Source organism: Acidaminococcus sp. HCP3S3_H5 (assembly GCF_052122235.1).
Taxonomy (GTDB): domain Bacteria; phylum Bacillota; class Negativicutes; order Acidaminococcales; family Acidaminococcaceae; genus Acidaminococcus.
This window is the reverse complement of sequence record NZ_JBQKCS010000001.1, coordinates 130,086-146,062: the sequence shown is the minus strand read 5'-3', so window position 1 is coordinate 146,062 and position 15,977 is coordinate 130,086. Positions and strand designations below refer to the sequence as shown.

Here is a 15,977-nt window from a genome sequence, read left to right as displayed (position 1 = left end):
CAGCGGACGAAGGAAACCATCAGCCGCAGGCAGATGCTTTTGAATGGAAACGCAGCTAACGCTGCTAACCCACCACCAGCCTAACGGCTGGTCCCCCGCCCTTGCAAAGGGCGGATAAAAACTCGGGACGCAGGTCCCTCGTTTTGGGACACGCAGGTTAACAAGCCCTGGTACCAAAAGCAATGGGCCGATTGCCCGAGCGTATATCCGCGCCGAACCGTGGTCACTGCGAACGCCGACAAGCAGCAATGGGCCAAAGGCCCGAGCATATATCCGCCCTTTGCAAGGGCGGGGGACCGTTGCGCCTGCGCAATGGTGGTGGGTTAGCAGCCCTGGCTGCGTTTCCCTTCAGGGGCCGGCGGCAGCCGGGCCTCCTTCTGCACAAGGGCTTCTGCCCGCCGTGCCTTTATCCGCCCTTTTCAAGGGCGGGGGACCATTGCCCCTGCGCAATGGTGGTGGGTTAGCAGCCCCAGGCTGCGTTTCTCTTCAAAGCCAGCGCAGCTGGCATCCGACCGCCGCTGACAAAAAAAGAGGGGCCCGCGCCCCTCTTTTTTCACTCTCTATTCTTCTTTAACATACCCAGCAGCACCGCACCCACTGCCGTCCCTACGGCCAGGGAAGCCAGGTACATGGGCCAGTTGTGGACTACGCCGAACACGAAGATGCCTCCGTGAGGGGCCGGGATGGTGCAGCCGAACACCATGGACAGGGCCCCGGCCACGGCGGACCCGATGGCACAGGCGGGAATCACCCGGGAGGGATCTTCCGCTGCAAAGGGGATGGCCCCTTCGGTGATGAAGCTGAGCCCCATGATGAAGTTGGTCACGGAAGAGTTCCGTTCCTGTGCCGTGAACTTCTTGGGGAACAGCCGGCAGGCCACGGCAATGGCCAGGGGCGGCACCATGCCCCCGATCATCACAGAGGCCATAAAGGGAGAGGACACGGCCTGTCCGTCAGCCCCGGCCAGGGAGGCAGTACCGAACACATAGGCGGCCTTGTTGAGAGGCCCGCCGAAGTCGATGCTCATCATACCCCCCAGCACCAGGCCCAGGAGTACTTTGCTGCCCCCGCTCATGGCGGTGAGGCCCCCGTTGACCCAGTGGTTCACCGCACCCATCACCGGGTTGATCAGGACCACCATCAGGGCCCCCATGATCATCAGCCCCAGCACCGGGTACAGCAGGATGGGTTTGATGTTTTCCAGGGATTCCGGCAGGAAGGCCAAGGCCTTCTTCAAAGCCAGGATCAGATACCCGGCGGCAAAGCCACCCACCAGGGCGCCGAAGAAACCGCTGCCCCCGGCAGAAGCCATGGCCCCGGCCACGAACCCGGCCAGGAGCCCGGGACGGTCAGCGATACTGGCGGCAATGAACCCGGCCAGCATGGGCATCATGAAGCTGAAAGCCAGGCCTCCCACGTTCTTGAAGAAGGCGGCCAGCGGGGTACTGGACCCGAACTGGGCGGTACCGGCGGCTCCCATGTCGAACAGGAAAGCCAGGGCGATGAGGATGCCCCCGCCGATGACGAAGGGCAGCATGTGGGACACCCCGTTCATCAGGTGCTTGTAGGCCTTCCGGGCGCCGCTTTCTTCCGCCACCGGTTCTCCGGCTGCTTCCCCGCCGGCTTCCCCCTGATAAATGGGAGCCTGGCCGCTGAGGGCTTCGTCCAGCAGCTGGTCGGCCTTGTTGATGCCGTCGGCCACTTTCACGATTACCACCGGTTTCCCTTTGAACCGGTTCATGGGCACGTATTTGTCCGCGGCCACGATGATTCCGGTGGCCCCGGCAATGTCTTCCGCCGTCAGGGCGTTCTTCACCCCGCTCTGTCCGTTGGTTTCCACTTTAATGGAAATGCCCCGGCGGGAGGCGTGCTGTTCCAGGCTTTCGGCAGCCATGTAGGTATGGGCGATGCCGGTGGGACAGGCAGTGACCGCCAGCACCTGGTACCCTTTGGGGGCTTCTTCCGGTGCAGGGGCTTCTTCCGCCGGCTGTTCTTCCCCGGCTTCGTCCGGGAACTTCTCTTTTTCCGCCTTGCCGATCAGTTCATAGAGGGCATCCACACTGTCCACAGCCATGATCCCGTCGATGAAATCCGGATCCATGAGCAGGGTGGACAGACGGCTGAGCACGTCCAGGTGCACATTGTCCTTGGTATCCGGTGCGGCGATCAGGAAGAACAGTTTGGCAGGCTGTCCGTCCAGGGAATCGAATTCCACCCCGTCACTGCAGCGCATAAAGGCCAGCCCCGGACGGGTGACCGCTGCCGTCTTGGCATGGGGAATGGCTACCCCTTCCCCAACCCCGGTGCTCCCTTCTTCTTCCCGGGCAAAGACCTTTTTCCGGTATTCTTCCGGATCGGCGATGTTCCCCTGTTTCACCATAAGCTGGATCAGTTTGTCCAGCGCTTCTGCCTTGCTGCCGGCGGAGCCGTTCAGTTCCACACTTTCCCGTTTCAGTAGATCCGTGATCTGCATATCAATTCCCCTTTACCAGTTGTTCAATGGCTTCCTTTTCCGCCAGATGCATGGTGAACGCCGTGGCGCTGCCGGCGCAGATACCCCAGTGGAGGGCTTCTTCACAGTTTTTGTTCCGCAGGTATCCTGCCAGGAAACCGGCCACCATGCTGTCGCCGGCTCCCACCGTGTTGACCATGGTCCCTTTGGGGGCCAGGTGACGGTGGACTTTCCCCGTTTCGTCCACCAGGAGGGCACCGTCGCCCCCCAGGCTGATGAGCACGTTCCGGGCTCCCTGCTGCTGGAGTTCCCGGGCCCCCTGGATCAAATCCTGCTCCGTGGGCAGCTTCCGGCCCAGCAGGTCTTCCAGTTCCTCCCCGTTGGGCTTTACCAGGAAGGGATGGGCAGAAAGAGCCCCGGCCAGGAGTTTGCCGGTGGCATCCACCACACAGGGGATGTGCCGCTGCTCCATGGCCCGGGCAATGTCCCCGTAGAGAGAAGGGGCACAGCCGCTGGGGCCGCTGCCGGACAGGACCAGGATATCCTCGGACGTAAGCTCCCGGAGCTGGGCCTGGAGCCGGTCCAGATCGGCGGAAGTGACTTCCGGCCCTTTGCCGTTAAGGGCGGTTTCTTCCCCGGCCCGGATTTTTACGTTGATCCGGGAAAAGCCGTTTGCCACAGGCAGCAGGCTGCAGGGGATGCCCCGCTCTTCCACCAGGCGCTGGATTTCGTCTCCGGTGAACCCGGCTTTAAAGCCCAGGATCCGGGTGGGGACCCCCAGGTTCTGGAGGATCCAGGATACGTTGATGCCCTTGCCCCCGGGGAAGATTTCCTCGGCCTGGTTCCGGTTGATGGCCCCCACCTGGAGGCGGGACAGGGTCACCACGTAGTCCAGGGAGGGATTGAAGGTGATGGTATAGATCATTTTGGATGGTGTTCCTTTCTGTGCAGGATGGAAAAGGGCACGTCGGGCCTTGGGGCCCTGGTGCAGAAGGAGGCCCGGCATCCGCCGGCCCCTGAAGGTAGACGCAGCCGGGTGGCTGCTAACCCACCACCAGCCTTGCGGCTGGTCCCCCGCCCTTGTAAAGGGCGGATAGTAAGTACGCGGGCTAACGCCCTTGTACTTACCAAAGAGCGACGGGCGACAGCCCGAGCGTATATCCGCCCTTTTCAAGGGCGGGGGACCGTTGCGCCTGCGCAATGGTGGTGGGTTAGGCGCCGCTTTTTGTTCGGCGCCGTTTCCTTTTTTCTTTTTTACAGGTCCCTGAAATTCTGGACCGTGATATTCTGCTCTTTTACCAGCTGGAGGATTTCCTGATCGGTTACAGCGTCCAGTTCCCCTTCGAAATCGTGGTCCCACTGGGTGGCGGGGATCAGGATGCCGTTGCTGGTGCCCGGGTGGAGCATCACTTCAGTGGTGCCTTCTTTCAGGTGGAGCAGGATGGTACGGAGGGCTTTTTTGTCCACTGCTTCCCCGGCCACAATGCCCCCGAAATGGTCCGGGGTGCGGATTCCCTGGGCGTGGGCCTTCTTCCGGGCCCGTTCCGCCAGCACATGGAGACCGGTGCGGCCCACCTGTTCTCCCAGGTTGGAGGGCCGGGTGGCCAGAAGGCTCACCGGGATGGCCGGGATCCGCACCGCCGGGATCCCATGGTCCAGGCACAGGTCCAGGATAATGTCGATGATCCCGGGAAGCACGTGCATGTGCTGATGGCTGTCGGCGTGGGTGGGCACCAGGCCCGTATCCAAAAACCGGTCCAGCTGAGCGGTGCATTCCCGCTGGACGTCCTGGAGCCGGATTTTGCCGGTCAGGAACCGTTTCACGAACGCACCATGGTCCGGGTACAGTTCCCCGGTGGCCGGGTCCACCAGGCTGGGGATGTCCGAGGCCGGCAGCACTGGTTTGGCGTTCACCAGGGTGAAATGGATGCCCAGGCCCAGGGCGGGAGTACGGCGGGCCAGGGCCACCGCCTCCTCAAACGCGGCGCCGGTGACCATTACCGTGGCCGACCGGATCAGTCCCTGTGCCACCCCCCGTTCCACCGCCCGGTTGATCAGGATATGACGGCCAAAATCATCAGCATTGACAATCAGTTGTTTGGACATGACAGAGATCCTTTCAAAGAAAAACAGCCAGGATTGGCTGGAACGAATGTTGTTGTGACTATTTATTATATCAGATGGGGCAGGAAATTTGTAGGGGATTCAGGAGTTAGGTGGTTAGGTGATTAGGTGGATGGTTGGGTGGCTGGTACCTCGTTGACATCCCCCACCCCTTTTGTTACACTGGACTTGCTCTTATTTGGAAAGGAGATTTTCCCATGAATCGTGCTTTGACTCCCCGGGCTATGGTTTTTATTGCAATACTGGGGGCTTTGTCTTCTCTTTTGATGGCTTTTGAGTTTCCCCTGCCGTTTGCCCCGGCGTACATGAAATTCGAGATTTCGGACCTGCCGGCTTTGTTTGCCGGATTCTTTATCGGGCCTCTGGCCGGGGGCCTGACGGAACTGCTGAAGATCCTTATCAAACTGGTGCTGGTGGGAAGCTCTACGGCTTTTGTGGGGGAAGGGATGAACCTGTTGTGTGCCCTGGCCTATGTGCTGCCCTCCACGGTGTTCTATCACCTGCACCGGACCCGCCAGGGTGCCATGACGGCACTGGTGGCCGGCAGCCTGGTGGCCAGTGTGTTCGCGGTTCTGGCCAACAGGTTCCTGGCCATCCCGCTGTACGTAAAGCTGTACAAAATCCCTCTGGAGGCGATCCTGAAAATGGCCAGTGCCACCAATCCCCTGGTCCACAGCCTGACGGATTTCCTACTGCTGACGGTGCTGCCCTTCAACCTGCTGAAGTACGCGGTGGTGTCAGGGATTACGTATCTAATCTATAAGAAGGCCAGTCTGGCGCTGACGGAGATCATTAAAAAGTAAATAAGGGAAGCCCGTCATCTGCCGGGCTTTGAACGTGGACGCAGCCAGAAGGCTGCTAACCCACCACCAGCCTTGCGGCTGGTCCCCCGCCCTTGAAAAGGGCGGATATATGGCACGCGGGCTATCGCCCTGGTGCCCAAAAAGCAATGGGCGTCAGCCCGAGCGTGTATCCGCCCTGAAAAAGGTACTGATAAACAGCACCCGTTACTATCCTTATAAAAAGCAATGGGCCATAGGCCCAATCGTATATCCGCCCTTTGCAAGGGCGGGGGACCGTTGCGCTTGCGCAATGGTGGTGGGTTAGCAGCCCCCTGGCTGCGTTTCCCTTCAGAACCATCTGCCCCCGGCAGATGGTCTCCTGCGTCCGCTGACCGTCCCTGTATCCAGTATACATTTTCAAATGTCCTTTCAGCTGTCACAGAACCATGCTACAATAGATTGGTAAGGGATTCTATTACTGCCAAATCAAGGAGGTTCTGCCATGATTGAAAAAAACGCTGTAGGCATCGTCGGTGTTGGCCATGTGGGCGCCCATGTGGCTTATTCCCTGGGAATGATGGGGATCGCTGACGAGATTCTGCTCTGCGATATTGATGACAAAAAACTCACCAGCGAATGCAATGATCTGAACGATGCTGTCCCTTTCATGCCCAACCGGGTAACCTACCGGACCACGGACTATGCCGGTCTCAAGGACTGTGCCATTATTGTGATCGCCGTGGGGGATATTTCTCTGTGCCGGAACTTCAACCGGGACGATGAACTGAAAAACAGTGTGATCCAGGTGGCCCGGTTCATTCCCCGGATCATGGATGCCGGGTTCGATGGGATCTTTGTGAACATCACCAACCCCTGTGACCTGATCACCGGGGAAATCGCCAATCTGTCCGGTCTCCCCCGGTCCCAGGTGCTGGGTACAGGGACGCTTCTGGATTCGGCCCGGCTGCGCCACGCCATCAGCGATTTTACAGGGCTGGACAGCCGGAGCTTCAGCGCCTTTATGCTGGGTCAGCACGGGAATTCCCAGTTCGTCCCCTGGTCCCTGCTGAATTTTTCCGGGATGACCGTGGACCAGTATGAACAGCACACGGGACGGAAGTTCGACCGGACCAGAATCCAGGAACAGGCTATCAAAGGAGGCTGGGTTACGGTCTCCGGCAAATGGTGCACGGAATACGGCATTGCCGGCGCGGCAGCCACCCTGGTGCGGACCATCCTCCGGGACGAAAAGCGGGTGCTCCCCTGCTCGGTGGAACTGGACGGGGAATACGGCCAGCAGGACTTGTTCATCGGCGTACCGGCGGTAATCGGCAAGGAAGGCGTGGAAAAGGTCCTGGATCTGCCCCTGACCCCGGAAGAACAAAAGCAGTTCCAAGCCTGTGCCGCTGCCATCCGTGAGAATGTGAGCAAGGCGTATGATATCATATTAAAGGAAAAAGAAAAGGTGTGACCGCGGTCACACCTTTTCTTTTTCTCACGTTTTATCCAAAGAACACTGTAATCAGATCTTCCAGTGCCTTCTGGTCGGCGGCTCCCATGGTTTCCCGGGCGCTGTGCATGGCCAGAAGGGCCACACCGATATCCATGGTCCGGATGGGAGTCAGGGCCGATGCCATGGACCCCAGGGTGGATCCCCCTTTGATGTCGCTGCGGTTCACAAACAGCTGGCAGGGAATCCCGTTGGCGGCGCAGAGGCCTCTCACAATGGCCACCGCTTCCGCATCCCCGGCATACGCCTGGCTGCAGGCCTGTTTCAGCACCACACCCTGGCCCAGTTTGGGCTTGTTGGTGATGTCGCATTTGTCCGTATAGTTGGGATGGAGGGCATGGGCCACGTCCACGCTGAGCATGAACCCGTTGGCCATGTCTTCATACAGAGCTTCTTCCGTCAGGCCCAGTTTGGTGTAGATCCGGTGGAGCAGGTTGTTCAGCACCAGGGAATCGGCTCCCTGTTTCGTGTTGCTGCCCACTTCTTCGTTGTCGAACAGGCAGGCCACCCGCAGTCCTTCGGTGCCTTTGCCGTTCATGATGCCCTTCAGGCAGCCCATGCAGGAAGTCAGGTTGTCCAGACGGCCGGAGGAGATGAATTCATCCTTCAGCCCGAAGGTGCAGCCTTCTTCCACCGGATAGGTGGACAGTTCAAAGGACAGGATGTCTTCCGGTTTCACCTGGAGTTCCTTGGCCAGGAAGTTGGTGAAGAAGTGCTTGTCTTCCGGGTCCTCGCCCAGCATGGTGGCCAGGGGCAGCACATCTTTCTGTTTGTTCCATTTGTAGCCGTCGTTCACTTCCCGGTTCATGTGGATGGCCAGGCTGGACATGCTCAAAAGAGGCCGTTTGAAATCCACCAGGTGGGTCCGGGGCTTGAAGGGATCTTCCGTCCGGGTGACGATCTTCCCGGCCAGGGACAGAGGACGGTCCATCCAGGTGGATACGATCATGCCGCCGTATCCTTCCACGTTCAGGGTGCCATAGCCCTGGGTATCCACTTCCGCCGCCGGTTTCAGCCGGAAGCAGGGAAAATCCGTATGGGCGGCTGCAATCTTCAGCCCCCGGGATCCTGCTTTACCGGTACGGAAGGCAAACAGGGATGAATCGAAGCATGTGACAAAGTACTTGCTGTCCGGGGCCAGGGTCCAGTCCCCGCCCAGGGGGAGTTCAACAAAGCCGTCTGCCAGCAGCAGGTCACGGCTGGCCGCCACCGTATGGTACGGAGACGTGCTCTTTTGGATCAGGTTCAGTAAATCTTTCGTAGTTTGATTCATTTCGACACCTCCTGTTGACATTGTATCATAAGGTACAAAATTGTTCAAAAACTTTTTTATTTAACTAGCCAGATAATACCGCTGCATGATATAATGGAACCATCTTTTGTAAAGGAGGCTTTCCAATGGCTGAAAAAGAAAAAACACTCAACAATGGAAGCAACAAAGTTTTATCCTGGCAAGCGCTGGGCCTGATGACCTTTACCTCCGTGTGGGGGTTCGGGAACATCGTCAACGGCTATGCCAACCAGGGTCTCAAGGCCGTAGTGTCCTGGATCCTCATGTTCGCCCTGTACTTCATCCCTTATGTGCTCATGGTCGGTGAAATGGGTTCCACCTTCAAGAACAGCGCCGGGGGCGTATCCTCCTGGATCCGGTCCACTTCGCGCGCCAAGCTGGCCTACTTCGCCGGCTGGACCTACTGGATCGTCCACATGCCCTACCTGGCCCAGAAACCCCAGAACATGCTCATCGCCTTCGGCTGGGCCTTTTTCCAGAACGGATCCCTGACGAAAATGATTTCGCCCCTGGTCCTGCAATGCATCGCTCTTGTGATTTTCTTTTTCTTCCTGTGGTACGCCTCCAAAGGGGTTACGGCCCTGAAACGGATCGGCGCCCTGTCCGGGAGCTTCATGTTCGTCATGTCCATCCTGTACATCCTGCTGGCCCTGGCGGCTCCTCACCTGACCACCGCCAAGACCTTCAGCTACAGCCTGAACTGGGAAACCCTGATGCCCACCTTCGATTTTGACTACATGACCACCCTGGGGATCCTGGTGTTTGCTGTTGGCGGCTGCGAACGGCTGAGCCCCTATGTAAACAACCTGAAGAAACCTTCTTCTGAATATCCCAAATCCATGATCTTCATGGCCATTATGGTGGCGGTGACCGCCCTGCTGGGGACCTTTGCCATGGGGCTGATGTTCGACCCCAACAACATCCCCAAGGACCTGATGATGAACGGGGCCTACTACAGCTTCTCCAAGCTGGGTGAATACTACGGCATCGGCCAGACCTTCGTGATCATCTACGCCATCTGCACCGCCCTGGGACAGGCCGCCACCCTGGCCATTTCCATCGATGCCCCCATCAAGATCCTGCTGTCCGACGTGGATCCCCAGTTCGTGCCCAAAGTGTTCACCAAAGTGAACGCCAAAGGGGTGCCTGTAACCGGGTACAAACTGACCGCCATCCTGGTTTCCATCCTGCTGATCGTACCGGCGCTGGGGATCGGGGACATGACCAGCCTGTACAACTGGCTGATCCGTCTGAACGCGGTGTGCATGCCGCTCCGGTATCTGTGGGTGTTCTTTGCCTACATGATGCTGAAGAAACATGCGGACAACTATGTTTCTGAATACCATTTCGTGAAGAGCAAGGGCCTGGGCATGCTGGCCGGGTTCTGGTGCTTCGCCTTCACCGCTTTCGCCTGCATCATGGGCATGTTCCCCCGTGGGGTCCAGAGCGGTACCGACACCTGGTACTTCCAGTTCGCCATGAACATCCTGACCCCGCTGGTACTGATCGGGATCGGGTTCATCCTGCCGGAACTGGCGAAGAAGGAACGGGAGTAAGAAAAACAGGGTGCTGCATAAAACATGCAGCACCTTGTTTTTTTGTCAGCGGGCAGCGGCCGAAGGAGACCATCTGCCGAAGGCAGATGGTTCTAAAGGGAAACGCCGCTGAAGCGGCTAACCCACCACCAGCCTCACGGCTGGTCCCCCGCCCTTGTAAAGGGCGGATAGTAAGTACGCGGGCTAACGCCCTTGTACTTACCAAAGAGCGATGGGCGCCAGCCCGAGCGTATATCCGCCCTTTACAAGGGCGGGGGACCGTTGCGCTTGCGCAATGGTGGTGGGTTAGCATCCAACGGATGCGTTTACCATCAAAGAAACCGGCTTGCTGTGGGTTTCTTCCTTTTTTCATACATCCTCATCCCAGGGATTGATCCGGATGGGTTCTTTTTTCAGCATTTCTTTTTGTTCCGGGGTAAAATGGCATTTTCTGATCACGGCTTCGTAGACGTATTCTTTGAAATACTTTTCGGAGCAGACGAAATAGCCGTTCTTCCCCACTTCCTTGCCCCAGGAATTCTCGATTTTCCAACGGGTGGGACGGCCATTGGCATCGAAATCCACCCCGGTCAGTAGCATGGCATGGGTGGCGGAGCTGGCTCCGTATTCCAGCCGCTTCCCTTTGGGCATATCCCAGGAAAATCCTCCCAGGAGCTTTTCCACCTGGACGCTGTCCGGATCCCAGATCCCTTCTTTCCGGGCTCCGTAGGCACCGGCGTCGCAGGCGAACCACACCGGTTCTCCGGCCTGGAGCTGGCGGACGCACAGGTCTTCCAGGGCTTCCTGGGACAGGTTCAGGGCTTCCATGTCCTTCCCCACCATGTTTTCCACAGCGTGGAAGGCCACCGGGGTATCCATTTCCTTGTCCGGGGTGGGTTCGTTGATCACGGGCATGTAGTCTTTCAGGACAAGGCCCACGTATTTGTCGTAGAATTCCCTGGGGGTCAGGTTCCGGTCACAGTGGTAGTTCTTGTCCTTGTCCCGCCAGGCAAAATCGAAGGTCTCCACCGGCGCCCCGAAGGCGATGCATTCCGCTTTGTACACTTCCGCCAGCATTTCCTTCTTCCGGGGATAGGGATCCTTTCCGGCAGCCACCAGTTCCCGGAGCTCCAGGGCATCTTTCCGGAGCAGCCGGTTCATGGCAGCCAGGAACCGGTCCGTATGTTCCGACTGGTAGGATTCCGGGTTGGCGGCTTTGGGCACCACCCCGTATTTGGCCGCCAGATGGGCCGCTTCACTCCAGTAGCCCCCATCCACCATGCCCCGGAGCACGTACTGCATGCTCTGGCCTTTCACCGGCTCCCCGGCCTGTTCGATGACCATTTCCAGGAAGTTGTTGGCCTTTTCCAGCTTGTCGTAAAAGCTGAGATAGTTCTGGGACAGTTCGAATTCCTCCAAGCCACACTTTTCCGCCACGATTTCCCGCATGATGTTGAGAGCCGCAAAGAGCCAGCACCGGCCGGACTTCTGCTGGGCGGTGATTCCCCGGGTCTTCACTTCCACCGCAAAGGGTCCCTGGTGGAGGGCCGCCTGCATGGGCACAAAAGACAGGTCCGCCAGGTCGGTTTTGGCCAGGGCACTGTTCAGGGTCCGGGCGGCTGCATCCCGGTCATAGGCAGCACGGAATTCTTTCAGCAAGGTATTGTTGATTTCTTTCATTGGATATCTTTCCTTTCTCGACAAAGGTTATTTGATTAGGGCGATCCGGGCCCCCAGGAGCATGAGCCCCATGCCCAAGGCCATCTGGAAGGTAATGGCCTCCCCCACAAAAAGCCAGGCGAAGAGAGGGCTCAGGGCCGGCTTGATGAAATAGGTCAGGCTCCCCAGGGTGATGCTCCCCACCTCCATGGCCCGGAACCAGCACAGGAAGGCCACCAGGGTGATGCCCAGGTACAGGGTGAGCACCCAGGGCAGGTTGGCCCAGGTGTAGCCGGTGAGAAGCGGGATATAGGCATAATTTCCCAGGCCGTGGGCAGTGAAAAAGGCCGCCACAGCGGGGATGTGGGACAGGAAGGCCACAAACAGCAGCTGGAGCCCGCCCCAGAAGAACGTCCAGGCAGTGACCGTCACGCTGCCCAGGGCCGGCATGAGCTTCTTGCCTCCCACCGCATACAGGCTGTACCCGAACACGCAGACCATGAGCCCCAAAAAGCCTCCCGGGTCCAGGGACATGTGGAATGGGTCCACCAAAACGGCAATGGCCAGCACCTGGAGCCCCAGGGCGGCGATTTCATACCGGGTAATGGGGGTCCCCAGGATCAGGGCCGCCAGCACCGTAATGAAAAGAGGCGTGCTGGAAAAGATCACCGCCGTATGGCTGGCTCCCAGCACCACCGAAGCCATCTGGTACAGAGGCCCCACCATGGCAATGCCCATGAATCCCAGGAAAAAGCAGAGTTTCTGCTGGGCAAAGGTAACCCGGGCATGCCGGGCCAAAAGCTGCTTCCGGCTCCAGGGCATCAAGGCCAGCCCGGCCAGGGTGTACCGGGTGGCATTCACCTGGACCCCGTTCAGGTCGCCATTGATTTTTTTCATGCATACTTCCGTAAGGCAGAAAAACAGCGCAGCCACCAGCATGCACAGGATGGCTTCACGGTGTTTGGTCATAAGGGGACACTTCCTTTGAATTGGAATTTTACTGTTCCAGCAGGTATCCATCGACTCTGACGGAATTCTTCTCTTTTTGGTCAAACCCGTCCTGGCTCCCTGCAAGCTGGGTAAAGATCAGCAGTTTCCCATCCTCCAGCTGAAGCTGGAGATCTTTTCCCTCCACCAGTCCATTGGAAGGATATTTTTCCCGCAGCTGCTGCAGGTACGCATCATCTATGGGCAGGCTGTATGCAGTATTTCCCTCTCCGGAAAAACGCAGCCGGTGGTACTGGATATGGGCCCCCTTGATGATTATTACCCTGGAATAACCGCTGACCGGCAGTGTTGCAAGTTTTTGGCTGTAGTTATAATACCCGATACCGGTATGACCTTTTCCTTTGGGCGGACGAGGCAGGGTGGCCAGGAAGGGAGATTCTTTGATTTGTTCCACCAGAGGATACCGCCACCGGCCGGCGGAACCGGCCAGATAACCATAGCTGCTGCGGATCCGCTCCGCTTCCTCTGGAGAAATCTCTCGGGCGCTGACCAGTTTCCCCTTCTGGATCAGCTGATTCCGGGTGATGGTTTCTTCCAGGCGCCGTGCCTGGGACCAGGCAGGGAGGTCCACCAGGTTCAGGGGCGAAAATGCCAGGATCCCGCTGAGGATTCCGCACAACAGGTATATTTTCCGGGGTTTTTGCCTTGTAATGCCCCCGAGCAGGACACAAAGCCCCACGAAGGTGCAGCAGAGGGACAGATACCGGAGGGTTGTGAGCCCGTAGGCTTCCAAACGGATCCAGACGCCTCGGAGCTGAGCCGCTGCTATGGGAACCAGAAGGAGTGCTCCCCATTTCAGGACTTTCCGCACCCAGAGCGGCTGCTCTTCCGGGTAGGATAAGCAGAACAGGGCATAAAAAGCCAAAGCACAGGATCCAAAGGGATTCATGATACCATTTGGCAGAGCTCCCTCCCGGAGGCTTTTGGCCAGATAGAAATAAAGGATGACCACAAGGAGCGCGGCCGCCGGAAGAAGAAGGTTCCGGCAGAGTGATGAATACCAGTCCGGTATCGCCAGAGGTTCGTTTTCCCGGGGAATCTGGGCCAGCAGGACCTGCCAGGATACCACCCAGATGGAAAATACACAGGCCAGCTCCAGCCATTCCAGGGACAGTTTGGGGTACAGGAGCATCCGGATGCCGGAAAAGCAGAGGCCCAAAAGGGCAAAGGACAACCCTCCCAGGAGCAGGCTTTTGCCAAGGGCCAGCAGAAAAGCGGGAAAAAGCCCCTTTCGTCCCTGGGGTGTATCACAGAAAAAAAGGGTAAGCGCTGCGGACAGGGCGGCGGTGCCCCAAAGGCCCAGGAACAGGTAGTCATTAAAGGACGGGACCTGTTCCAGGCTCCGCCAGAGCAGAAGGAAAAGCAGGAAATTGGCCGCTTCCCGCCGGGGCTCGATCCTGCCGTATTTTTCGTTGTACAGCCGCCAAGGCACGGAAAGAAACATTACCAGCTGTACAGCCAAAAAGCCCTGACTGATTACCGTCCATTTGCTCCACTGGTCCCCCCGCCCGATGACAGTGAGCACCAGGAATACCAGAAAAAAGCTCCAACTGCCCAGAAAAGCCGTCTTGAAGCGCTGGTTCCGCTCCCAGATTTCCCTGCACAATCCTTTGAACCTGCTCAGCATAAAGGATGCCTCCCCTTGGATGTTCATTCCTTATGATTATAGCATGGATGGGAAGTGGGAGCGAGGCGGAAGTTGGTGTGGAGGGATAGAGGAAGACGGCGCCGGGATTGCATGGGGATCGCCACCGCCTGCACCAGCGGAAGTTGGTGCGGGGGCGAAGGACGACGGCGCCGGGTATCGCGGCGCCTAACCCACCACCATTGCGCAGGCGCAACGGTCCCCCGCCCTTGAAAAGGGCGGATAATAAGTACGCGGACTAACGCCCTTGTACTTATTTTAAAGCAATGGGCCGCAGGCCCGAGCGTATATCCGCCCTTTACAAGGGCGGGGGACCAGCCATTAGGCTGGTGGTGGGTTAGCAGCCCCCAGGCTGCGTCTCCCTTCAAAGCCATCTGCCCCCGGCAGATGGTCTCCTTCTGCACAAAGGCCCCTGGCCCGCCGTGCCCTCTACTGCTTCACCCGTTTCCGTACTTCCTTATCGATCACGTACTGCACTCCGGAAAAATTTCTCCATATGTCCCGATTGCTGAACCGGAGCACTTTCATGCCGCAGGCCATAAGCCGCCGGGTCCGTTCCAGATCGTAGGCTTTTTCCGCGGGATTGTAATGCTGACTGCCGTCGATTTCTACCACCAGCCGGGCTTTGGCGCAGTAAAAATCCACAATGTATCCCCGGATGGGTTTCTGCCGGAGAAAACGGATAGGATACTGCTGCAAAAACTGGAACCACAAATGCCGTTCTTCGGCAGTCATGTTTTTTCGGAGATGATTGGCAAGGTGTTTGAGGTGACGGTCTCGGGTGGTTTCGTAGTACATGGGTGAGGTCCTTTCTGTTGGATTGTTTTGTGGCAAATTGTTTGTTGGTGCCAAAATGGCAGAGTGGACTGGGGATGGTTGTTGGTGCGGGGGGATAGAGGAAGACGGCGCCGGGTATCGCGGCGCCTAACCCACCACCATTGCGCAGGCGCAACGGTCCCCCGCCCTTGTAAAGGGCGGATAGTAGTGCGGGCTGGCGCCCTGCACGATTAATGGCGACTGTCCGATTAAATCTGCAGTTGTGCAGCAATACGACAGCTGTAGTTTTGCAATACATTAAGCAATGGGCCGCAGGCCCGAGCGTATATCCGCCCACGCAAAAGAGTGAACAAGAAGTACGCGGGCTAACGCCTTAGCACTTGCCAAAAAGCAATGGGCGCCAGCCCGAGCGTATATCCGCCCTTTGCAAGGGCGGGGGACCAGCCGTTAGGCTGGTGGTGGGTTAGCAGCCCCCAGGCTGCGTCTCTCTTCAAAGCCATCTGCCTCCGGCAGATGGTCTCCTTTTTGCATAAGGGCCCCTGGCCCGGTATGCGCCGTATATATCCGCCCTTTTCAAGGGCGGGGGACCGGCCGATAGGCTGGTGGTGGGTTAGCAGCCCCCAGGCTGCGTTTCCCTTCAAAGCCATCTGCCTCCGGCAGATGGTCTCCTTCTGCACAAGGGCCCCAGCCCACCGTGCCACATATCCGCCCTTTTCAAGGGCGGGGGACCGGCCGATAGGCTGGTGGTGGGTTAGCAGCCCCCAGGGCTGCGTTTCCCTTCAAAACCATCTGCCTCCGGCAGATGGTCTCCTTTTTGCCGCTGACCGTTGACAAAGGGGGCTGCTGCTCCCGCAGCAGCCCCCTCCTCTTACCTCCCTGCCTGTTCCTTGAAATACTGGAACAGGATCTTGCACAGGGTTTTGGCTTCTTCTTCGCTCAGGGTCACTCCCCGGCCCATTTTTTCTCTTCCCGGGGCCCATTCCCGGATGTCGAATTTGGGTGTCCGGCCGTTGTAGGAAATCCGGTTCACCTCTTTGGTCCAGCCTTTGGGGCTGGTGGAAAGGGTTCCCAGTTCCTGGGTGATTTCGTAGCTGAAGTCGGAATTGTTTCTGTCCATGTTGGTGCCTCCTCGGTACAGGTAATTTCCCCTCAGGTCCCATTATACCGGAGTTTCCAGATTTGAGAACCCCCTGT

Annotated in this window: 12 protein-coding genes; 3 read left to right on the top strand and 9 right to left on the bottom strand. The window is 58.2% G+C overall.

Annotated features, from left to right (window positions below):
* Positions 1-553 precede the first annotated feature (553 nt).
* The 3 genes from ACTQY5_RS00790 to ACTQY5_RS00780 all read right to left on the bottom strand — a co-directional run bounded on the left by ACTQY5_RS00790 (position 554) and on the right by ACTQY5_RS00780 (position 4,558).
* A complete protein-coding gene (locus ACTQY5_RS00790) occupies positions 554-2,473 on the bottom strand; it encodes a PTS fructose transporter subunit IIABC (protein ID WP_441368649.1) in 1,920 nt (639 codons plus the stop codon).
* Position 2,474: 1 nt separating this feature from the next.
* On the bottom strand, positions 2,475-3,377 hold the full coding sequence (pfkB, locus tag ACTQY5_RS00785) for a 1-phosphofructokinase (RefSeq protein WP_288274301.1): 903 nt from the start codon (positions 3,375-3,377) through the stop codon (positions 2,475-2,477).
* 329 nt (positions 3,378-3,706) lie between these two features.
* Positions 3,707-4,558 (bottom strand): ChbG/HpnK family deacetylase, encoded by an 852-nt coding sequence (locus ACTQY5_RS00780; protein WP_302158281.1) that lies wholly within the window; start codon positions 4,556-4,558, stop codon positions 3,707-3,709.
* Between the two features lie 215 nt (positions 4,559-4,773).
* On the opposite strand from ACTQY5_RS00780, the gene ACTQY5_RS00775 reads away from it, so the two are divergent.
* Together ACTQY5_RS00775 and ACTQY5_RS00770 are read left to right on the top strand one after the other, a co-directional pair.
* Positions 4,774-5,379, top strand: coding sequence for an ECF transporter S component (locus tag ACTQY5_RS00775; RefSeq protein ID WP_154488769.1), 606 nt, complete (start codon positions 4,774-4,776; stop codon positions 5,377-5,379).
* Between the two features lie 481 nt (positions 5,380-5,860).
* On the top strand, positions 5,861-6,829 hold the full coding sequence (locus tag ACTQY5_RS00770) for a lactate/malate family dehydrogenase (RefSeq protein ID WP_441368648.1): 969 nt from the start codon (positions 5,861-5,863) through the stop codon (positions 6,827-6,829).
* Between the two features lie 31 nt (positions 6,830-6,860).
* On the opposite strand, the gene ACTQY5_RS00765 is transcribed toward ACTQY5_RS00770, so the two are convergent.
* Positions 6,861-8,141 (bottom strand): M18 family aminopeptidase, encoded by a 1,281-nt coding sequence (locus tag ACTQY5_RS00765; RefSeq protein ID WP_441368647.1) that lies wholly within the window; start codon positions 8,139-8,141, stop codon positions 6,861-6,863.
* A 125-nt stretch (positions 8,142-8,266) separates the two neighbouring features.
* On the opposite strand from ACTQY5_RS00765, the gene ACTQY5_RS00760 reads away from it, so the two are divergent.
* Complete coding sequence (locus tag ACTQY5_RS00760) at positions 8,267-9,715, top strand: amino acid permease (RefSeq protein ID WP_441368646.1); 1,449 nt, start codon at positions 8,267-8,269, stop codon at positions 9,713-9,715.
* 348 nt (positions 9,716-10,063) lie between these two features.
* Here the strand turns inward: ACTQY5_RS00760 and ACTQY5_RS00755 are convergent, their stop codons facing one another.
* From ACTQY5_RS00755 to ACTQY5_RS00735, 5 genes are all read right to left on the bottom strand, one after another.
* Complete coding sequence (locus ACTQY5_RS00755) at positions 10,064-11,374, bottom strand: aminopeptidase C (protein WP_441368645.1); 1,311 nt, start codon at positions 11,372-11,374, stop codon at positions 10,064-10,066.
* Positions 11,375-11,401: 27 nt separating this feature from the next.
* Complete coding sequence (locus tag ACTQY5_RS00750; RefSeq protein ID WP_022486631.1) at positions 11,402-12,322, bottom strand: DMT family transporter; 921 nt, start codon at positions 12,320-12,322, stop codon at positions 11,402-11,404.
* A gap of 28 nt (positions 12,323-12,350) precedes the next feature.
* A complete protein-coding gene (locus ACTQY5_RS00745; RefSeq protein WP_441368644.1) occupies positions 12,351-13,988 on the bottom strand; it encodes a DUF4153 domain-containing protein in 1,638 nt (545 codons plus the stop codon).
* A 447-nt stretch (positions 13,989-14,435) separates the two neighbouring features.
* Positions 14,436-14,804: an endonuclease domain-containing protein gene (locus ACTQY5_RS00740; RefSeq protein WP_308664540.1), complete on the bottom strand. Its 369-nt coding sequence runs from the start codon at positions 14,802-14,804 to the stop codon at positions 14,436-14,438.
* Between the two features lie 847 nt (positions 14,805-15,651).
* On the bottom strand, positions 15,652-15,900 hold the full coding sequence (locus ACTQY5_RS00735) for a YdbC family protein (protein ID WP_308664539.1): 249 nt from the start codon (positions 15,898-15,900) through the stop codon (positions 15,652-15,654).
* Between the last annotated feature and the right edge of the window lie 77 nt (positions 15,901-15,977).